The sequence below is a fragment of the Bordetella saccharivorans genome, from assembly GCF_045862855.1.
GTDB lineage: Bacteria > Pseudomonadota > Gammaproteobacteria > Burkholderiales > Burkholderiaceae_B > Bordetella_A > Bordetella_A petrii_F.
The window spans coordinates 1,529,826-1,547,993 of the sequence record NZ_BAAFZO010000001.1 but is presented as its reverse complement, the minus strand read 5'-3'; the positions used below and the strand labels follow the sequence as shown (position 1 = coordinate 1,547,993).

Below are 18,168 nucleotides of genomic sequence, written 5' to 3'. Positions count from 1 at the left end.
CGTGGACGCGTCCCCCGTGATCTCTTCCAAGGTCGCCGCGCCGCCGCTGGCGGCCAGCCTGGGCCGGTTCGTCGCCGGCGCGCGGGCCGCGCGCCTGCCCGCGGACGTGATACAAGCCGCGACCCTGCGCGTGCTGGATACCCTGGCCGCCGCCGCCAGCGGCGTGCAGCAGGGCCTGCACCAGGGCCTGCTGGCGCTGCTGCCCGGCGATGGCCCTGTCTCCATCTGGGGCACCCCGGCGCGGCGCGGCCTGCGTGACGCGGCCATCATCAACAGCGCGGTATCGCATTCCACATACTTCGAAGACGGCTGCCGCTACACCGGCGGGCATCCTTCGTCGGCGCTGATCCCAGCCGCCTTCGCCCTGGCCTGCGAGCGCCGGGCTGGCGGCGCCGATCTGGTCGCCGCCATTGCCGCGGGATACGAGGTCTTCCTGCGCCTGGGGCGGGCTATCTATCCGTCCACGGTGCGGCGCGGATTCCAGAGCACGGCGATCCTGGCCGCGCCCGCTACGGCGGCGGCAGCCGCAGTGCTGCTGCGCCTGCCGGCCGAGCGTGCCGCGCACGCTATCGCCATCGCCTGCAGCCACGGCGCGGGGCTGAAAGAGGCATTGAAGAATGCCGGCAGCCAGCCCCTGCAAGTGGGTCGCAGCAGCGAAGGCGGCCTGTTGTCGGCGCTGTACGCCGCCCAGGGCGCGGACGGCGTGCCTGACGTGATCGAGCGGGGCTTCTTCAAGGCGTTTGCCGCAGACGCACGGGCCGACGTCGTTACCCACGGACTGGGCCGGCAGTGGGGCATGGCGCGCACTTATCTGAAGATGCACGGCGGCTGCCGCGGCAACCATGCGCCGGTGGATACCGCGGCGGCCCTTGCGCGCGAGCACGGGTTGACGCCCCGGGACATCGCATCCATGGATGTGCGCGTGGACACCGTAACGCTGGCCGCCGAGGTGGCCCAACCAACCAATGCCGACCAGGCCCGGTTCTCCATCGCGTTTTCCATCGCGGTGAAGCTGCTCAAGGGCGACGCCATGCCGGTGCGCTACACAGACGCCGTGCTGGCCGAGCCCGAGGTGCGCGAGCTGATGTCGCGCATCCGGGTGCGTGGCGACACCGCGCTCGACGAAGGCTATCCCGACCGGCGGGGCGCCGTCGTCAATGTGCGCACCCACAGCGGACAGGAATTGGCCTATGCCCTGGACCGCGCCCTGGGCGAACCCGAGCAGCCTTTCACGCAGGCCGACATCGAGCGCAAGTTCGACCTGACCGCGGGCGTGTTGTATGGCGCGCAAGCGGGCCGGATAAAAGCGCTGGCGATGTCGCTGCCGTCGCTGCCGGACGTGAACGTGCTGAACGACTTGCTGCAAGCCACCCCTTCCTGACGAAGAGACAGATGAGCGATACGACACTTCCCAACTACGAGGTTTACGCCATCCGCTACGGCACGCGCGACGCCAGGCGGGCCAATCACTTCATCGGCGGCGATCCGCACGATGCGCCGATGCCGATGGACTACTACGTGTGGCTGGTGCGCGGCGACGGCCGGGAATTCGTGGTCGACACGGGCTTCGGTGCAGAAGTCGCGAAAAAGCGCGGCCGCACGCTGCTGCGCCAGCCCTCCGAGGGCCTGGCCTTGCTGGGCGTGGACGTGAACAAGGTCGAAGACGTGATCATCACCCACCTGCATTACGACCACGTTGGCACGTTCGACTGCTTTCCGGCCGCGTGCTTTCACTTGCAGGACGACGAGATGTCGTACGCCACCGGGCGGCACATGTGCTATCGGCAGTTCAATCACGGCTACGAGGTCGACGAGGTCATCGGCATGGTGCGCCTGGTCTACAAGGACCGGGTGCGTTTCCACAAAGGCAGCGCCGACCTGGCCCCAGGCCTGAGCATCCACCGCATCGGCGGCCACACCCATGGCCTGCAGTGCGTGCGCGTGCACACCAAGCGCGGCTGGGTCGTGCTGGCATCCGACTGCAGCCATTACTACGAGCATTTCGAGAAGAAGCGCGCCTTCACCACCGTGTTCCACGTGGGCGAGCTGATCGACGGATACAACAAGCTAGACATGCTGGCCGACAGCCCGAAGCACATCGTGCCCGGCCATGATCCGTTGGTGATGCAGCGCTATCCGGCGGCATCCGGCCCGCTTGAAGGCATTGCCGTTCGCCTGGACGAAGAACCCCACTACTGACAGCAGAGACATCCCGATGAGCAGTTCACAACCGCCGCTTCTGGAACACGCTACCCGCGACCTCGCCCGCTTCGCCGCGCAATTCCGCTACGAGGACATTCCCGCCGAGGTCGTGGACCGCATGAAGACCAGCCTGCTCGACAGCATCGGATGCTGCCTGTACGGCGCAACGCTGCCCTGGACCCAGCGCGTACAGGACCTGGCCGAGGCCGAACAGGCCGCGCCCGTGGCCAGCCTGTGGGGCAGCGGCCGCAAGACCTCGATCGCCAACGCCGTGATGGTCAATGGCACGGCGGGGCACGCGTTCGAGCTGGATGACATCCATAAAGAATCCATCGTGCACGCGGGCTCGATCGCCGTGCCCGTGGCGCTGGCCTATGCCGAGCGTGACGGCGGCTGGAGCGGGCGCGACCTGGTCGCCGTGCTGGTGGCTGGCTACGAAATCGGCGCGCGCGTGGGCAATGCGGCCACGATGAGCCTGTTTTACCGCGGCTTCCACCCGCAAGGGACGTCCGGCGCATTCGCGGCCGCGGCAACGGCGGGCAAGGCGCTGCGGCTCGATGCGGCTGGCATGCAACACGCTTTGGGCATCGTCGGCTCGCAGGCCGGCGGCCTGATGGCGGCGCAAGAAGGCGCCATGGTCAAGCGTTTCCACGCCGGCCGCGCCGCGCAAAGCGGCGTGTACTCGGCGGAACTGGCCAGGCGCGGATTCACCGGCATCGTCGATGTGCTGGAGGCAGGCTATGGCGGCTATCTGAGTTCGTATTCCGACAAGCCCAACGCGGCGCGCCTGACCGACGGCCTGGGCAAGGACTGGGAAACCGCCAAGGTGGGCTACAAGCCGCACGCCAGCGTGACCAGCATCCATGCCGCGCTCGACGCGCTTACGCACATCATGCGGTCCAACGACTTGAAAGCGGCCGACATTGCCGCCATCCGGGCCGGGGTGAGCCACATGACTCATGTGCATTGCGCCTGGGAATACAAGGCGCAGGGCGTGACCGCCGCGCAAATGAACCTGTACTACGGCCTGGCTGTGATCGCGCACGACGGCGTGGCCTTCGTCGACCAGTACGACGAAGCGCGCCTGGCCGATCCGGCGCTGCTCGACCTGATCAAGCGCACCAAGGCTTACGAAGACGCGGAGATCGAGGCCATGGGCCCGCCGTTTCGCCATGCCGCCACGGTCACAGTGAGGACCCGCGACGGCCGCGAGCTGACGCACCGCATCCTGAACCGGCGCGGCAGCCCCGAAAACCCGATCTCGGCCGAGGATGTGGAATACAAGTTCCGCAACGTGGCCCGCTCCTGCCTGCCGGCGGACAAGCTCGATCGCCTGGTCGAGCTGTGCCGGCAGCTGGACACCCTGCCGAGCCTGGACGAACTGATTTCAATCGTCAGCGCGCCGCGCGCCTGACTTTCTTGCTTCCCGGCACTGCCTTTTCAACGGATTCACGGAACCAACATGGCAAAAACCATCGCCGAACAACTCGCTTCCCACTTCGTCAACTTCACCTACGACGCCCTGACACCGGAGACCCGCAAGGCCGTCAAGCGCCTGTTGCTGGACTATCTGGGCGTGGGCGTCGCCGGCAGCCAGACAGGCAGCGGCAAAGTCGCGCGCGAGTTCGCCACCTCGACCGGCGGCTTTGAGCAAGCTACCCTGATCGGCGACGGCCGGCGCGTGCCGGCGATGCAGGCCGCGCTGGCCAACGCGATTTCTTCCCACAGCGTCGAACTGGACGATATCGATGTGCTGGCGCTGTTCCATTTCAGCCCGCCCGTGTATTCGGCGGCGCTGGCCACGGCCGAACAGCAGGGCAGGGACGGCCGGGCCCTGGTGGCGGCGCTGGCGGCCGGCTGCGAAATGATGGAGCGCCTGAGCAAGGCGGGCAATAACTCGCTGCGCGACCGCGCCTACCACACCACGCCGACCTGCGGGATCTTCGGCGCCGCCATCGCTGCGGGGCTGTTGCTGGGCAACACGGAAGAGCAGGTCGTGTCGTCGCTGGGCCTGGCCGGCGCGCAATCGGGCGGCCTGATGGAAATGTACGGCCCGTCGATGCAGAAGCGATTCAATCCCGGCCCCGCTGCGCGCGGCGGCGTGACCGCCGCCGCCATGGCGAGTCTGGGCTTTACCGGCGCGGCTACGATCTTCGAAGGCAAGCACGGCTGGCTGAAAGCCTTCACCGACCGGAACGACCCCGCCCAGATGACCCTGGACCTGGACAAGCCCTACCAGCTGGACATCGAGTTCAAGCCTTACTCGTGCGCCCGCCCGATTCACAATGCCATCGATTGCGCGCTGGAAGTCCGCCAGAAGCATGCGCCCGAACTGAACCGCATCAGGAGCATGACGATGGCGCGCCATCCGGACTGGGCGTTGTACCACCAGAACGCCCGGCCGCAGACCTACCACGAGGCCCAGGTCAGCCTGCCATACTCGGTGGCGGTGGCTTTTACCGACGGCCAGGCGCTGTTTCCGCAGTACAACAACGCGCGCCTGAAAGAGCCCATGCTGGCCAGGCTCGCGGAAATGCTGAAGATCACGGTGGACGACACCTTGCCGCGCGGCGTGTCGTGCAAGCTGACCGTGGAAATGGACGATGGCGCCAAGTATGTGGCGCAAGTCGACTATCCCAAGGGCTCGATCCAGAACTCGATGTCCGACGACGAGCTGCGCGCCAAGTTCGACAGCCTGACGGTTCCCGTGATCGGCGCGTCGCGCTCGGCCGAGGCCGCCGACATGGTGGCGGATATCGAGCGGTGCAAGGATATCGGCGTGTTGATGCGCCTGCTGTCGCCGGCGGGAAACTGACATGGCGGTGACCCAGACGGCCGGCGAGGTGCCCGCTTACGAGGTGTACGCGCTGAAGTACGCGACGCGGGCAGCCCGGCGTTCCGCCAACTTCGTGGGCGGGGACCCCCATGACGCGCCCATGCCGCTGGATTACTACGTGTGGGTCGTCCGCCACCAGGACCGCCTGGTCCTGGTGGATACGGGCTTCTTCCAGGACATGGCCGACAAGCGCCATCGCACCTTGTTGCGCACGCCGGTGCAGGCCCTGGCGCTGATGGGCATCGAGGCTGCCGACGTGCGCGACATAGTCATCACCCACATGCATAACGATCATGTAGGCACGTTCGACGCCTGGCCCAACGCGCGCTTCCACTTGCAGGATGCCGAGATGGATTACGCGACCGGCCGGCACATGGCCTGCGAGGCGCACAGCCGGCCCTATGAGCCCGACCACGTCGCGGGCCTGATCCGCCTGGCCTACGGCGGCCGCGTGACCTTTCACGACGGCGACGGCGACATCGCGCCCGGCATCAGTGTGCACCGCGTGGGCGGCCACACGGCCGGAATGCAGGTGGTGCGGATCCACACGACGCGCGGCTGGGTGGTCCTGGCGTCCGACGCCACCCACTTCTACGAGCATATCGAGCAGCGCCGCTGCTTCACGCTGGTGTTCCACGTGGGCGACTTGTTCCAGGGGTACGCGCGCATCGAGGCGCTGGCTCAGTCGCCCGACCACATCATCCCCGGCCATGACCCGCTGGTGGTGGAAAAGTACCCGCCTGCCAGCCGGCGGCTCGCGGGAATCGTGGCGCGGCTGGACGCTCCGCCCATCAGGTAGCAGCCGCCGCAGCGGGTGGACGATCAACCATAACAACCAGGAGACATGCAATGAGAAACTTGGCTTTGGCGTTGTGCTGGACATTGATACTGGCTGCGCCTTGGGCAGCCCAGGCGGAGTATCCCGACCGCCCCATCAAGCTCATCGTTCCGTTTCCCGCCGGCAGCGGCACGGATACCGTGGCAAGGGAACTAGCCGAGGAAATGGCGAAAGACCTGCGCCAGCCCATTGTGGTCGACAACAAACCGGGCGCGCAGGGCATCATCGGCGTCAAGGCGGCCGTGGACGCGCCGCCGGACGGCTATACCCTGGTCATGCTGGGCGTGACCACCGGCGCCAGCAACGTCACACTGTTCAAGAAGCTGCCCTATGAGCCGCTGCGCGACCTGACGCCCATCGGCATGATCGCCGAGTCGCCCATCGTGCTGGTGGCCGCTCCGCAATTCGGGCCAAACAACGCGAAAGAGCTGTTCGAGCTAGGCCGCAAAGAGCCCGGCAAACTGACCTACGCCTACGGTTCGGGCAGCGCGCAAGTCGCCGCCGCGAAGCTGGTGGACATGGGCGGCATCGAGACCGTGGGCGTCGCGTACAAGGGCTCGCCGCAGGCGCTGACAGACGTGATGTCCAGGCAGGTGGATTTCATGTTCGTCGACCTGTCCTTGGCAATACCCCAGATCCAGGGCGGCAAGCTGAAAGCCCTGGGCGTCACGACGCCGTCGCGCTTCTCCATCGTGCCCGACATTCCGGCCCTCAATGAGTCCGGCGCGCCGGGTTACCAACTGGTGGTCTGGTTCGCCATGGGCGGCCCGGCGGGCATGCCGCAACCGGTGGTCGACCGTCTTTCGACATCGCTCAAGCATGCCTTGGCGAGCAAGAAACTGCAAGGCAAGTACGCCAGCCACGGCTTGCAGGTCAAGGTGTCCACCCCGGGCGAGTTCGGGGCATTCCTCAAGAGCGAGATCACCAACTGGGGCGCGCTGATCCGCAAGGCCGGGATCACGCCGCAGGGTTGAGATCGTTTTCGCACATCACGCAGACAGGATAAAGGTCATGGAAATCTCTGGAGGCCGGTTCGTCATCACCGGCGGGGTCAGCCTGATAGGCTCCCACATTACCGAAGTATTGTTGTCGCGCGGGGCAGAACAGGTCACGCTGTTCGACAACTATTCGCTTAGCACCCCGGACACGGTGGGCGACCTGCTGAAGCACCCCCGGATCAGGGTGGTGCGAGGCGACATCTTGCGAATCGGCGAGCTCTACGATGCATTCGAAGGCGCGCAGGGTGTGTTTTCCGTCGCCGCCTTTCTTACCCTGCCGCTGTCGCAAAACCCCGCGCTGGGCCTTACCGTGAACGTGCAGGGGCAGAACAACGTACTGGAAGCATGCCGCTACCGGGGCGTGAAGAAGCTGGTCTTTTCATCGTCCACCGCCGTATATGGCGAACCTGCTCCGGGCGTCATGGATGAAGCCACGGCATCCAATCTGGCGCCTTTCCAACCCGCGGCGGCGCTGTATTCGGCGTCCAAGCTCATTGGCGAGCACCTCAACCGCCACTACCACCAGAACCACGGGCTGCAAACCGTTTCGCTGCGCTACGCCACGGTGTACGGCGAACGCCAGCACTACCGCGGCGTCAATGCGCTGTACATCGTCGAGAACTACGACCGGATCAAGCGCGGTGAACGCCCCGTCATTCCGGACGACGGCAAGGAAGTGCACGACTACATCCACGTCGCGGATGTGGCCCGCGCCAATGTCCTCGCCATGGAATCCGAGGTGTCCGGCGAAAGCATGAACGTGTGTACTGGGGTGGCCACCACCTTGAACGACGTGGTGGCCACATTGCTGAAGGTCATGCAGTCCGGGCTGCAGCCTGAATACCGCACCCCCACGGGAGGGGTGCGCGCCTCGGTGGGCACGCACCTGGCGTTCAGTCGGGAAAAGATCGGCCGCCTATTGGGCTGGCAGCCCGAAGTATCGCTGGAAGAAGGCATACGCCGGCTGGTTGCCTGGTGCCAACAACGGGACGCCGCCAGGGGGAACGGCTGATGGGCAAGCCTGCCGTGGCGGTGGTCGGCCTGGGCCAGATGGGCTCGGCTGTGGCGCTCAACCTGCGCGACCAGGGCTTCGATGTCATGGGCTGGGACATCGCGCCGGCCGCGCGCGGGCAAGTTGCCGCGCAAGGCGTCCCGGCCGGGGAAAGCCTAGCCGATGCGCTGAGAGGCCGCGCCTATGTGCTCAGCAGTCTGCCCAACGGCGCCATCGTCAGGCAAAGCTGGCTGGGCCAGGACGGCGTAGTCGAGCAGGCCGACGCGGGCGCGACCCTCATCGACCTGAGCACGATAGAGCCGTCGGCGATGCGCGAAGTCTCGGACTGCGCCGCGGCGCGCGGGCTGCGGGTGCTGGACTGCCCGGTCAGCGGCGGCCCCGTCGAGGCGCGCGCCGGAAAGCTCATCGTCATGGTGGGGGGCGAGGCGACGGTAATGGAACAGGCGCGCCCTTTACTGCAGGCGCTGGGGCCGACCATCCGGCACACGGGCGGCGTGGGCACGGCCAAGGTGGTCAAGATCGTGAACAACACCATGGCGATGGGCAACCTGCTGATCGCCTGCGAAGCCTTTTCGCTGGGCGAGGCCCTCGGCGTCGACGCGACGACCCTGTTCGACGTGCTATCGGAAAGTGGCGGACGATCCATGACTTTCACCAAGCGGTTCCCGCCCGCGCTGAAAGGCGATTTCGAGCCGCGCTTCAAGCTGGAACTGGCGGAAAAGGACCTGGCGCTGGGCTTGTCGATGGCGCGGCAATTGGGAGTGCAGGCGCCGGCAGCCACGCTGGTGTGCGACCTGTTTGGCCAGGCCCTGGCGGAAGGATATGGAAGCAAGGACGCGGTAGCGCTGTTAGCCATGTACCGCAGCAGGGTGCGCGAGCAGGCCGGGAAATGAACATGGGAATCAGGAGATAAAGGCAATGGGCAAGCATGCGGTGGTTACCGGCGCCGCCTCAGGCATCGGGGCGGATTGCTGCCGCGACCTGTTCGGGCGCGGATTTACGGTCTTCGGGCTGGACAGGGACGAGCAGAGGTTGCAGCAAGTCGCGGAAAGCGCCAGCGGCCAGCCGGGCAAGTTCATTCCGATCACCTGCGATGCCTCGGACAGCACTTCGGTTGCCCAGGCCTTCGAGAGCATCCGTGGCACGACCGGCACGCTGGACGCGCTGGTGTGCTCGGCCGGCGTATTTCGCACCGGCGCGCTGATGGAGCTTGCAGAGTCGGACTACGACGCGCTGTTCGACGTCAATACCAAGGGATGCTGGCTGACGGCCAAGGCCGCGTATCCCCTGCTCAAGCAGGCGGCTACGCAGGATTCGCCAACCCGGGTAGTGTTCGTGGCTTCAGCAGCTGCGCTGCGTCCCAAGACGGGCGGCGGCGCCTACGCAGCGTCGAAAGTCGCGTTGACCTATCTCACCCGGGTGCTCGCCGTGGAGCTGGCTAGCCAGTCGATCCTGGTCAATGCGGTGGCTCCCGCCACGGTGGACACCCCGCTGGTGCACAAGCTGATGGCCGATGCCGCCACCAGCGGCTATCGGGTGTCGGGTGTTTCACCGCTGGGCCGAGTGGCGCAGCCATCCGACGTCACGTCGGTGATCCGCTTCTTGCTGGGAGACGAATCGCGCTACGTAACGGGCACGGTCATTCCCATAGACGGAGGTTCGGTCGCGGCGGTTCTATCCAGATAAGAAAAAAGGAGATGGAGACAATGAAGAAGCTGCTATTCATGATGCTTGTCGGTGCGGCAGCGGCTTCCGCGCATGCGCAAGCCCCCCTGAAAATCGGCGTGCTGGCCAGCCTTTCCGGTCCGGGCGCGCCGTGGGGCCAGGCCATTCTGTATGGCACGCAGTTCGCGGCCGACGATGTCAACGCCAAGGGCGGCCTGAAGGTAGGCGACAAGACTTACAAGATCGAGATCGTCGCCTACGACGACAAGTACCAGGCCAGCGAAGCGGTGACCGCGGCCAACCGGCTGATCTTCGAAGACAAGGTCAAGTTCATCATGGGCCCGATGGGCGGCGCAACCGCCCTGGCGATCGGGCCCACGGTCGAGAAGCACGGCGTGCTCACGACCACCATGGCCTTCACGCCACTGGCGCTGGGTCCGGACAAGCCCCTGACTTTCCGGCCGGTGCTCACCACCACGGAAACCGCCGGCGTGCAGGTCGCCTGGGCGGTGAAGAAGTACGGTTTGAAGAAAGTGGGGGGGCTATTCCCCAACGACGAGACCGGTCAGAAGATCGTCGTCGACCTGGAGCACGCCTATGCCAAGGCCGGCGTGCCGCTGGCCGCCAAGGAAATGTTCGAGCGCGACCGACTGGACATGGTCCCGCTGCTGACCCGGCTGATGGCGCAGGGCGTGGACGCGATCGATCTCGATGGCAACGCGCCGGCTACCGCCGGCCTGATCGTCAAGCAGGCCCGCGAGCTCGGGTTCAAGGGCTTGATCATCCGCAGCGGCGGTCCCGCCACGCCCGAGATCGTGAAGGTCGCGGGGATGCAGGCCACCGAGGGCATGGTGGTCTACGCGCCGATCGATCCGGCCAACAAGGCGGTAGCCGAGTACGCGGAACGCTACCGCAAGGCGCACAACAAGCCGATGAACGGCTTCAGTCCGTCGTACTACGACAGCGCCAACATGCTGTTCCAGGCCATTGCCAAGGCGCGAACCATCACCGACACGAAAAAGATCGCCGCCGCCCTGGCCGCCATGCATGACTATCAGGGCATTCTCGGCAGGCTCAACTGGACGGGCAAGCAGGTCTACGGCATAGACAGGCAGGTGAACATGCCCTTCTATGTGGCGGAAGTCCACGCGGGCAAGGAAACAATCGTCGCGCAATGCACGTTGACGGCCTGCAAATAACCAAAAACAAAAAGGGAGACAACCATGGTGAGGAAATCTTTGATGCTGGCGGGCCTGCTCGCCGCGGCCTGGGCGGCCAACGCCCAGGAAACGCTGAAGATCGGCGCCGTGCTGGCCTTGTCCGGCCCCGGCGCTGCCTGGGGGCAGGGCATGCAGTACGCCGCGCAATTCGCGGCAGATGACGTCAACGCCAAGGGCGGACTGGAGGTCGGCGGCAAGAAGTACAAGGTGGAGATCATCACCTATGACGACAAGTACCAGGCAAACGAAGCCGTCACGGCGGTGAACCGTTTGATTTTCGAAGACAAAGTACGGTACGTGATTGGGCCGACCGGCTCCGCCCCGGCACTGGCCATACAGCCGGTCACGGAAAAGAACAAGGTCATCATCATGACCTTGGCCTTCACCGCGAAAGCCATGGGAGCCGACAAGCCTTACACCTTCCGCCCCGTGCTCACCACGGTGGAGACGGCTGGCCCCCAGGTCGCCTGGATTTCCAAGGTGCTCGGCATCAAGAAGGTTGGCGGCCTGTTTGTCAGCGACGAATCGGGGCAGCAGCAGCATGAGTGGCTGTCAAGGGCCTACAGCGGCGCGGGAATTCCGCTGGCCGCCAGCGAATTCTTCGACCGCGACCGTGTCGACATGATGCCGCTGATCACCCGCCTGATGGCCAAGGGCGTCGAGGCGATCGAATTGAACGGCATTTCGCCCACCACGGCCGGCCTGATCGCCAAGCAGGCGCGAGAGCTGGGCTTCAAGGGCAGGTTTATTCGCAGCGGCGGGCCGGCCACGGCGGAAATCGTCAATGTGGCGGGAGCCAAGGCGGTCGAGGGCACGATCGTCTATACCCAGTTCGATCCGGACGATCCCAAGATAAAGGCCTATTCCAAGCGTTACAGCGACAAGTACCACAAGCCGATGAACGGCTTCAGCCCGTCGTTCTATGACGGCACTCATATGCTGTTCCAGGCCATGACGAAGGCCGGCACGGTGAGCGATACCGACAAGGTGCGCGCGGCGCTGGAATCGTTCAGGGATTACCCGGGAATACTGGGCAACACCAACTGGACCGGCCAGCAAATGTACGGAATCAATCACCAGGCCGACACGCCGTTTTATCTTTCCGAGGTCGTCGCGGGCAAGGAAGTCATCCGGGCGCGCTGCACGATGGCCGGGTGCGAATAGGGGAGCGGCGTGGATATCTCGTTTCTGCTGGGCCAGGCGCTGACGAACGGGCTGATCGTCGGATTGCTGTACCTGCTGATGGCCATCGGCTTCACGTTGGTGTTCGGCGTGATGCGCATCGCCAATTTCGCGCACGGTGAGTTCTACATGTTGGGCGCCTTCATTGCGTTCATCTGCGTGACGCAGTGGGGGCTTCCCTATATGTTGTCGGTGCTGGTCGCGTTCGTCTTGACACTGGCGCTCGGATGGGTCCTGGAACTCGCCATTCTGAAGCCTTTCCGGGGCGACGAGCTGAACGGGCTCATTGCCACGCTCGGGCTGGGAATGGTCATACAGAACGTGGCCCTCATGGCCTTCGGACCCGATCCGCAGTCCATGCCGCCCGCCGCCGAAGGCGTCTTCATGCTGGGCAGGATCGTCATGCCGTTGTCCCGTCTGTATGTCGTGGTTTTCTCGGCGGGGGTTCTGGTGGCGCTTTATGTCTTCCTGATGCACAGCAAGGCTGGGCGGGCGCTGCGAGCCGTCGTGCAGGACATGGAGATCGCGTCATCGTATGGCATCCGTTCCAGCGCGGCCTACCCGCTGGGATTCGCGCTGGGCGTCGCCCTGGCGGCGATCGCGGGCGCGTTGATGGCGCCAGTGTTCTCCGTTTCGCCCTTCATCGGCGGCGCGCCGCTGTTCAAGGCTTTCATCGTGGTTGTGCTGGGCGGCCTGGGCAGCATCGGCGGGGCGGTTCTGGCCAGCCTGCTGCTCGGGATCTCCGAAAGCCTGGGCAGCACCTTCTTCGACGGCAGCACGGCCGACATGTTGATATTCGCCCTGGTGATCCTGGTCCTGGTCGTCAGGCCGACTGGCCTGCTCGGGCGTGCGGAGCATTGAGAAATGATGCGCCATTCCATCTTCACGCTCGCCGAGCCGTCGCCTGGCAGCAAGGCGACCCATCACCGCGGCGCTCCTATCCTGGCATGGCTGCTGCTAGCCGCGGTGATGATCATGCCGCTGGGGTTCAGCAGCGCCTTCTATGTGCACCTGGCGATCCTGATCTGCCTCAATATCTTCATTGTCAGCGGCCTGGCGTTGCTGACCCGCACCGGGCAACTATCGCTGTGCCACGCGGCCTTCATCGGCATAGGTGCCTATGTTTCGGTCCTTTCCGAAATGCGCCTGGGCCTGCCCTTTCTGGCTGCGGCGGTCCTGGGAACTGCCGCCGCGGCACTGACGGCGTACCTGCTGGGCTCGGCGATATTGCGACTGCGTGGCGTGTATTTCGTGCTGATCACGTTCGCGTTCGGTGAGCTGTTCCGTCTGCTCATGCTGGACGCCGCAACGGTGACGGGCGGCGCGAACGGAATCGCGAAGATTCCTGCGGCCAACCTGCTGGGCTACGCGCTCGATACCCGCAAGTTGTTCTATTGCCTGGCGGCGCCGCTGGCCATCGCCGCGATAGGCTTCTTGGTCGCCTTCTTCCGTACGCCCAAGGGGCATGCCCTGGATGCAGTGGGTGAAAACCCCGGCCTGGCGGAATCCTCCGGCATCAGCGTGCGCAAGTCCCAGCTGTTCGCGTTCACGGTGGGCAGCGGCATGGCCGGCCTGGGCGGTGTCCTGCTGTCGCGCTACGTGGGATACATCTCGCCCGAGTCGTTTTCCGCGCAAGTATCTATCGCCGCCATCATCATGCTGGTGGTCGGCGGCCGGACATCGGTCGCCGGCCCGCTGATCGGCGCGCTGATCATGACGCCCCTGCCCGAGTTGTTCCGGGGCGCGGTGCAATCCCAGAACATTTTCTATGGGGTGACTCTCATTCTCATCCTGCGGTTCCTGCCCAAGGGAATCGCCAGCCTGGGTCTGGTGCGGCGCCTGACCGGAGAACGGCCATGACGGCGCTGCTACAGGTAAAAGACCTGTCCAAGACGTTCGGAGGCCTGAAGGCCGTGCACGACCTGAGTTTCGACGTCCACGAGGGCGAGATCGTCGGCCTGATAGGCCCGAACGGGGCCGGCAAGAGCACAGCCTTCAACCTCATCACCTGCACCCACCCGGCCACATCGGGAAGCGTGCGCTTCGAAGGCCGGGAACTGCTCGGCCTGACACCCAGCCAGGTGGTCCAGCACGGACTGGCGCGCACCTTTCAATCGGCCTCGGTTTATGGCAACGCGACCGTGCGCGAGAACGTCTTCCGCGGCGCGATCTCCAAGCTCGGCACGTCGCTGCTGGGCCAGCTGTCCGGCACGCAGGCCAGCCGCCGGCGGCTGGGCGAAATCGATGCCGAGATCGACGAGATCCTGGATATCGCGGGCTTGAGCGCCGTGCGCGATCTGCTGGCGGGCGGCCTGGCGTACGGCTACCAGAAGCGGCTCGGCGTTGCTATCGGCCTGGCCACCCGGCCCCGCCTGCTGCTGCTGGATGAGCCCGCCGCCGGCCTGAACCCCGAGGAATGCGCGGAGTTCGGCAGGTTCCTGCAGCGCGTGCGTTCCCACTACCGGCTGACGCTGCTGTTCGTCGAACATCATATGGCGCTCGTCATGGGAACCTGCGAACGCATCGTCGTTCTGGTGCAGGGGCAGAAGATCGCCGAAGGCACGCCGGATGAAATACGCGCCAATCCGGCGGTCATCGAAGCCTACCTGGGAGAAACGGGACATGTCGGCGCTTGAGGCAAAAGATATCGTGGCCCGCTACGGACCGTTGGAGGCCGTGCGCAAGGTGTCGTTTACGGTGGGCAGCGGAGAGATCGTCGCGCTGATCGGCTCGAACGGCGCGGGCAAGAGCACCACCCTGAAGTCGCTGATGGGCCTCGTGCGCCTGGCGTCTGGCGAGCTGACGCTGGACGGCCGGCCGATCTCCCGCAGCAGCGCGGCGCAGCGCGTGCGCATGGGCATCGCATTGTCGCCCGAGGGGCGGCGGCTCTTCCCGCGCATGACGGTATGGGAAAACCTGCTGATCGGCGCCCACACGGTCATCGACGCCGCCCGCCGGCGCGCCGCGGAGGAGCTGGTTTGTTCGCTGTTTCCCATCGTGGCGCAGCGCCGGCGCCAGCTGGCGGGATCGCTGTCCGGCGGAGAACAGCAGATGGTCGCGATCGGCCGCGCGCTGATGGCCTGCCCGGCCATCCTGATGCTGGACGAGCCGTCGCTGGGTATCGCGCCGAAGATCGTGTCGGAAATCGGCGCATCCATCGAACGCCTCAATCGCGAGGCCGGGATTTCCGTCTTGTTGGTCGAGCAGAACGCGGGCCTGGCCTTGCGCCTTGCCCGGCGCGCCTATGTATTCGAGCAAGGCGAGATCATCCGCTCGGGTGCCGGGCAAGAATTATTGAATGATCCGTTTGTACGAAAAGCCTATCTTGGGGTGTAGCGTCATGAGTCAAACATTAGGGTTCATCGGCGTCGGCGTCATGGGCGAGCCCATGTGCCGCCATCTGGTCGAGAAAAGCGGTGCACGGGTCCTGGCCTGCGACCGCGATGCCGAGCCATTGAGCCGGCTTGCGCAAGCCGGTGTGACATCGGCCGGCATCGCGGATATCGCCCGCGATGCGGAAATCATCTTTCTGTCCCTGCCTTCCGGCGAGGTGGTCGAGCAAGTCGTATTCGGGGCGCAGGGCCTGCTGCCAAAGTTGCGGGCCGGACAAACGCTGGTCGACCTGAGCACGTCGCCCCACGAAACCGCCGTCAGGCTTGCCGGAGCGCTGCAGAAGGCCGGCGTGCGGTTTGCCGATGCGCCCGTCATGAGAACCCGCGTGGCAGCTCAGGCGGGCACGCTCGCGGTACCCGTGGGCGCCGACGAGCAGACCTACGCGTTGATAGAACCCCTGATCAAATGCTTTGCCACCGACGTCATGCATGCCGGTCCCGCCGGATGCGGCCAGGTCGTGAAGATCTTGAACAACATGGTGGTCTACGAAACCGTGCTGGCATTGGCGGAAGCGCGGGCGGTGGCGGTGCGGGTCGGCATGGACCCTGAACGGCTTTTCAATGCCTTCGCCACCGGCTCGGCCGACAGTTTCGCGCTGCGAAACCAGGGCTTCAAGGCGATTTTGCCGCAGCAGTTCCCGGAAAAGGCCTTTCCCGTTACGTACGCCCGCAAAGACCTGGCGTATGCCGTCAGGTTGGCTGAGCAGGTGGGCGTGGACGCCACCGGCGCCAAGAACCTGGTCGCCAGCTTCGACGCGGCGATCAAGGCCGGCTATGGAGACATGTACGCGCCGGCTGTCAGTCTGGTGTTCGAGCGTGCAGCAGCAAAAGGAGCCAAGCGGTGAACCTGGAGATCCTGCCTAAGTACGAAATCTATGCGCTGCGATACGCGTCGGTGCACCGGCAGCGTTCGGACAACTTCATTCGCCGCGACAGCCATGACGGCCCCATGCCATTGGATTTCTTTGTCTGGCTGCTCAAGGGGCCAGACCGGAATATCCTGGTCGATACGGGATTCGGTGCCGAATCGGCGCGTGAACGCCCGCGCGACCTGGAGTGTTGTCCGGTCGAAACGCTGAGAGTGCTGGGGGTAAACCCTGCGGATATCGGCGACGTTATTCTGACGCACCTGCATTACGACCATGCCGGTAACCTCGACAAGACACCCAATGCGGTGTTCCATATCCAGGACGACGAAGTGGAATACGCCACGGGTCGCTGCATGTGCCACCAGATGCTGCGCCACCCGTTCCGCGTCGATGATGTGGCCCAACTGATTCGTCATGTCTATGCCGACCGCGTGAAGTTCCATCGCGGCAACGATACGGTGGCGCCGGGCGTCGAACTGCTCTTCATCGGTGGGCACACCAAGGGGTTGCAGGCCGTCAGGGTACATACCGAGCGCGGTTGGGTCGTGCTGGCCTCCGATGCGAGCCACTACTACGCGAACATGCAGGACGCCAACCCCTTTCCCGCCGTGTACGACGTGGCGGCGATGCTGGACGGCCATCGAATATGCCTGCGGCACGCGGATACGCCGGATCACGTGGTTCCGGGACACGATCCGCTGGTCCTGAAACGGTATCCCAGGGTCGATGGCGTGAGGGTCGACGTGGCCTGCCTGCATCAGCCGCCATCAGTACCATGAGCGCCGGCGCGCCGGGCGCCCCCAGCGCGCCGGCCAGGACGCATCCGCCCCAGTCCGTGCAGAGCCGGGGCGCCGATGTGATTACAGCCCAACAACATCATCAACGGAGGCTGGCCATCGACGGTCTGCATGGGCGAACCCGGGCAGACCGACAGACGGCCGATAGACAAACCATGTTCACAACGCATACCCTTATCTCGCGTCGCGGCCTGCTGACGGCCCTGGCCGCCGGCACACTGGCGGTCGCCGCGCTGCCGGCCGTCGCGGCCGGCAGTTATCCATCCCGGCCCATCACCATGGTGGTGGGCTTCCCGCCGGGCGGCTCGAACGACATCGTGGCCCGCATCATTGCGCCCAAGCTGGGGGATGTCCTGGGCGTGCCGGTGGTGGTCGAGAACAAGCCCGGCGCCAACGCCACCATCGGTACCGAGTACGTGGCGCGCGCCAAGCCCGATGGCTACACGGTCACCTTGGGCAGCGTCAGCCCGCTGCTGCTCAGCTACTACGCTTATCCCAACCTGCCCTACGACCCGTACAAGGATCTGTCCGGCATCACCACGGTGGCGTCCACGCCGGAACTCCTGGCGGTCAACCCCGCCGTACCGGCCAAGAACCTGGCGGAACTGATCGCGCTATCGAAGACACAGGACATTACGCTGGCCTCGGCCGGTAGCGGCGGCCTGCCGCACCTGGCGATCGAGCTGCTCAAGGCGGAATCGAAGGGCCGCGTCGTGCACGTACCGTACAAGGGTGCCAGCCCCGGCATGGCGGACGCCGTGGGCGGCCACGTCAACGGCATCATCGTCGACCTGCCGGCGCTGCACAAGCTGGTGATCGACGGGCGGCTGCGCCCGATCGCCGTGACCGACACCAAGCGCTCGCCGATCATGCCGGACGTGCCGACCACGGTCGAGGGCGGACTGCCGTCGGTGATCGCGTTCAACTGGTTCGCCATCATGGGCCCGAGCGGCATGCCGATGGACATCCGCCAAAAGCTGCACGCGGCCCTGGTCGAGACGATGAACGATCCTGACACGCAAGGCAAGCTGGAGAAGCTGGGGATCGGGCCGTTTACGCAGGAATCGCCCGCCGCGTTCGACGCCTTCATGAAGCAAGAGGGTGAACGCTGGGGCAAGCTGATCAAGGACGCGGGTGTCAAGGCGGGCAGTTGATTC

At 65.3% G+C, this 18,168-nt stretch carries 18 protein-coding genes; all 18 read left to right on the top strand.

The window, feature by feature from the left end:
• The first annotated feature begins 1 nt into the window (after window position 1).
• The 18 genes from ACKTT0_RS07410 to ACKTT0_RS07325 all read left to right on the top strand — a co-directional run bounded on the left by ACKTT0_RS07410 (window position 2) and on the right by ACKTT0_RS07325 (window position 18,165).
• Window positions 2-1,381, top strand: a complete 1,380-nt coding sequence (locus ACKTT0_RS07410) for an MmgE/PrpD family protein (protein ID WP_407849313.1) — start codon at window positions 2-4, stop codon at window positions 1,379-1,381.
• An 11-nt stretch (window positions 1,382-1,392) separates the two neighbouring features.
• The gene (locus tag ACKTT0_RS07405) at window positions 1,393-2,199 is read left to right on the top strand and encodes an N-acyl homoserine lactonase family protein (RefSeq protein WP_407849312.1); all 807 of its coding nucleotides are present in this window, start codon (window positions 1,393-1,395) and stop codon (window positions 2,197-2,199) included.
• A gap of 16 nt (window positions 2,200-2,215) precedes the next feature.
• Window positions 2,216-3,616, top strand: coding sequence for an MmgE/PrpD family protein (locus tag ACKTT0_RS07400; RefSeq protein WP_407849311.1), 1,401 nt, complete (start codon window positions 2,216-2,218; stop codon window positions 3,614-3,616).
• A gap of 48 nt (window positions 3,617-3,664) precedes the next feature.
• Window positions 3,665-5,017, top strand: a complete 1,353-nt coding sequence (locus ACKTT0_RS07395) for an MmgE/PrpD family protein (RefSeq protein WP_407849310.1) — start codon at window positions 3,665-3,667, stop codon at window positions 5,015-5,017.
• Between the two features lies 1 nt (window position 5,018).
• On the top strand, window positions 5,019-5,837 hold the full coding sequence (locus ACKTT0_RS07390; RefSeq protein ID WP_407849309.1) for an N-acyl homoserine lactonase family protein: 819 nt from the start codon (window positions 5,019-5,021) through the stop codon (window positions 5,835-5,837).
• 50 nt (window positions 5,838-5,887) lie between these two features.
• The gene (locus tag ACKTT0_RS07385) at window positions 5,888-6,850 is read left to right on the top strand and encodes a Bug family tripartite tricarboxylate transporter substrate binding protein (protein WP_407849308.1); all 963 of its coding nucleotides are present in this window, start codon (window positions 5,888-5,890) and stop codon (window positions 6,848-6,850) included.
• A 37-nt stretch (window positions 6,851-6,887) separates the two neighbouring features.
• Window positions 6,888-7,886, top strand: a complete 999-nt coding sequence (locus ACKTT0_RS07380) for an NAD-dependent epimerase/dehydratase family protein (RefSeq protein WP_407849307.1) — start codon at window positions 6,888-6,890, stop codon at window positions 7,884-7,886.
• On the top strand, window positions 7,886-8,779 hold the full coding sequence (locus ACKTT0_RS07375) for an NAD(P)-dependent oxidoreductase (protein ID WP_407849306.1): 894 nt from the start codon (window positions 7,886-7,888) through the stop codon (window positions 8,777-8,779). The genes ACKTT0_RS07380 and ACKTT0_RS07375 overlap by 1 nt, the downstream gene beginning before the upstream one ends.
• 25 nt (window positions 8,780-8,804) lie before the next feature.
• A complete protein-coding gene (locus tag ACKTT0_RS07370) occupies window positions 8,805-9,572 on the top strand; it encodes an SDR family NAD(P)-dependent oxidoreductase (protein ID WP_407849305.1) in 768 nt (255 codons plus the stop codon).
• A gap of 20 nt (window positions 9,573-9,592) precedes the next feature.
• Entirely contained in the window at window positions 9,593-10,750 is a 1,158-nt protein-coding gene (locus tag ACKTT0_RS07365) for an ABC transporter substrate-binding protein (protein WP_407849304.1), read from the top strand.
• A gap of 42 nt (window positions 10,751-10,792) precedes the next feature.
• Entirely contained in the window at window positions 10,793-11,935 is a 1,143-nt protein-coding gene (locus tag ACKTT0_RS07360; RefSeq protein ID WP_407849303.1) for an ABC transporter substrate-binding protein, read from the top strand.
• A gap of 9 nt (window positions 11,936-11,944) precedes the next feature.
• Complete coding sequence (locus ACKTT0_RS07355; RefSeq protein ID WP_407849302.1) at window positions 11,945-12,814, top strand: branched-chain amino acid ABC transporter permease; 870 nt, start codon at window positions 11,945-11,947, stop codon at window positions 12,812-12,814.
• Window positions 12,815-12,817: 3 nt separating this feature from the next.
• Window positions 12,818-13,813 (top strand): branched-chain amino acid ABC transporter permease, encoded by a 996-nt coding sequence (locus ACKTT0_RS07350; protein WP_407849301.1) that lies wholly within the window; start codon window positions 12,818-12,820, stop codon window positions 13,811-13,813.
• A complete protein-coding gene (locus tag ACKTT0_RS07345; protein ID WP_407849300.1) occupies window positions 13,810-14,589 on the top strand; it encodes an ABC transporter ATP-binding protein in 780 nt (259 codons plus the stop codon). The genes ACKTT0_RS07350 and ACKTT0_RS07345 overlap by 4 nt, the downstream gene beginning before the upstream one ends.
• On the top strand, window positions 14,576-15,289 hold the full coding sequence (locus tag ACKTT0_RS07340; protein ID WP_407849299.1) for an ABC transporter ATP-binding protein: 714 nt from the start codon (window positions 14,576-14,578) through the stop codon (window positions 15,287-15,289). The genes ACKTT0_RS07345 and ACKTT0_RS07340 overlap by 14 nt, the downstream gene beginning before the upstream one ends.
• A gap of 4 nt (window positions 15,290-15,293) precedes the next feature.
• The gene (locus ACKTT0_RS07335) at window positions 15,294-16,190 is read left to right on the top strand and encodes an NAD(P)-dependent oxidoreductase (protein ID WP_407849298.1); all 897 of its coding nucleotides are present in this window, start codon (window positions 15,294-15,296) and stop codon (window positions 16,188-16,190) included.
• Window positions 16,187-16,993, top strand: a complete 807-nt coding sequence (locus ACKTT0_RS07330) for an N-acyl homoserine lactonase family protein (RefSeq protein ID WP_407849297.1) — start codon at window positions 16,187-16,189, stop codon at window positions 16,991-16,993. The genes ACKTT0_RS07335 and ACKTT0_RS07330 overlap by 4 nt, the downstream gene beginning before the upstream one ends.
• 173 nt (window positions 16,994-17,166) lie before the next feature.
• On the top strand, window positions 17,167-18,165 hold the full coding sequence (locus ACKTT0_RS07325) for a Bug family tripartite tricarboxylate transporter substrate binding protein (protein WP_407849296.1): 999 nt from the start codon (window positions 17,167-17,169) through the stop codon (window positions 18,163-18,165).
• Window positions 18,166-18,168 lie beyond the last annotated feature (3 nt).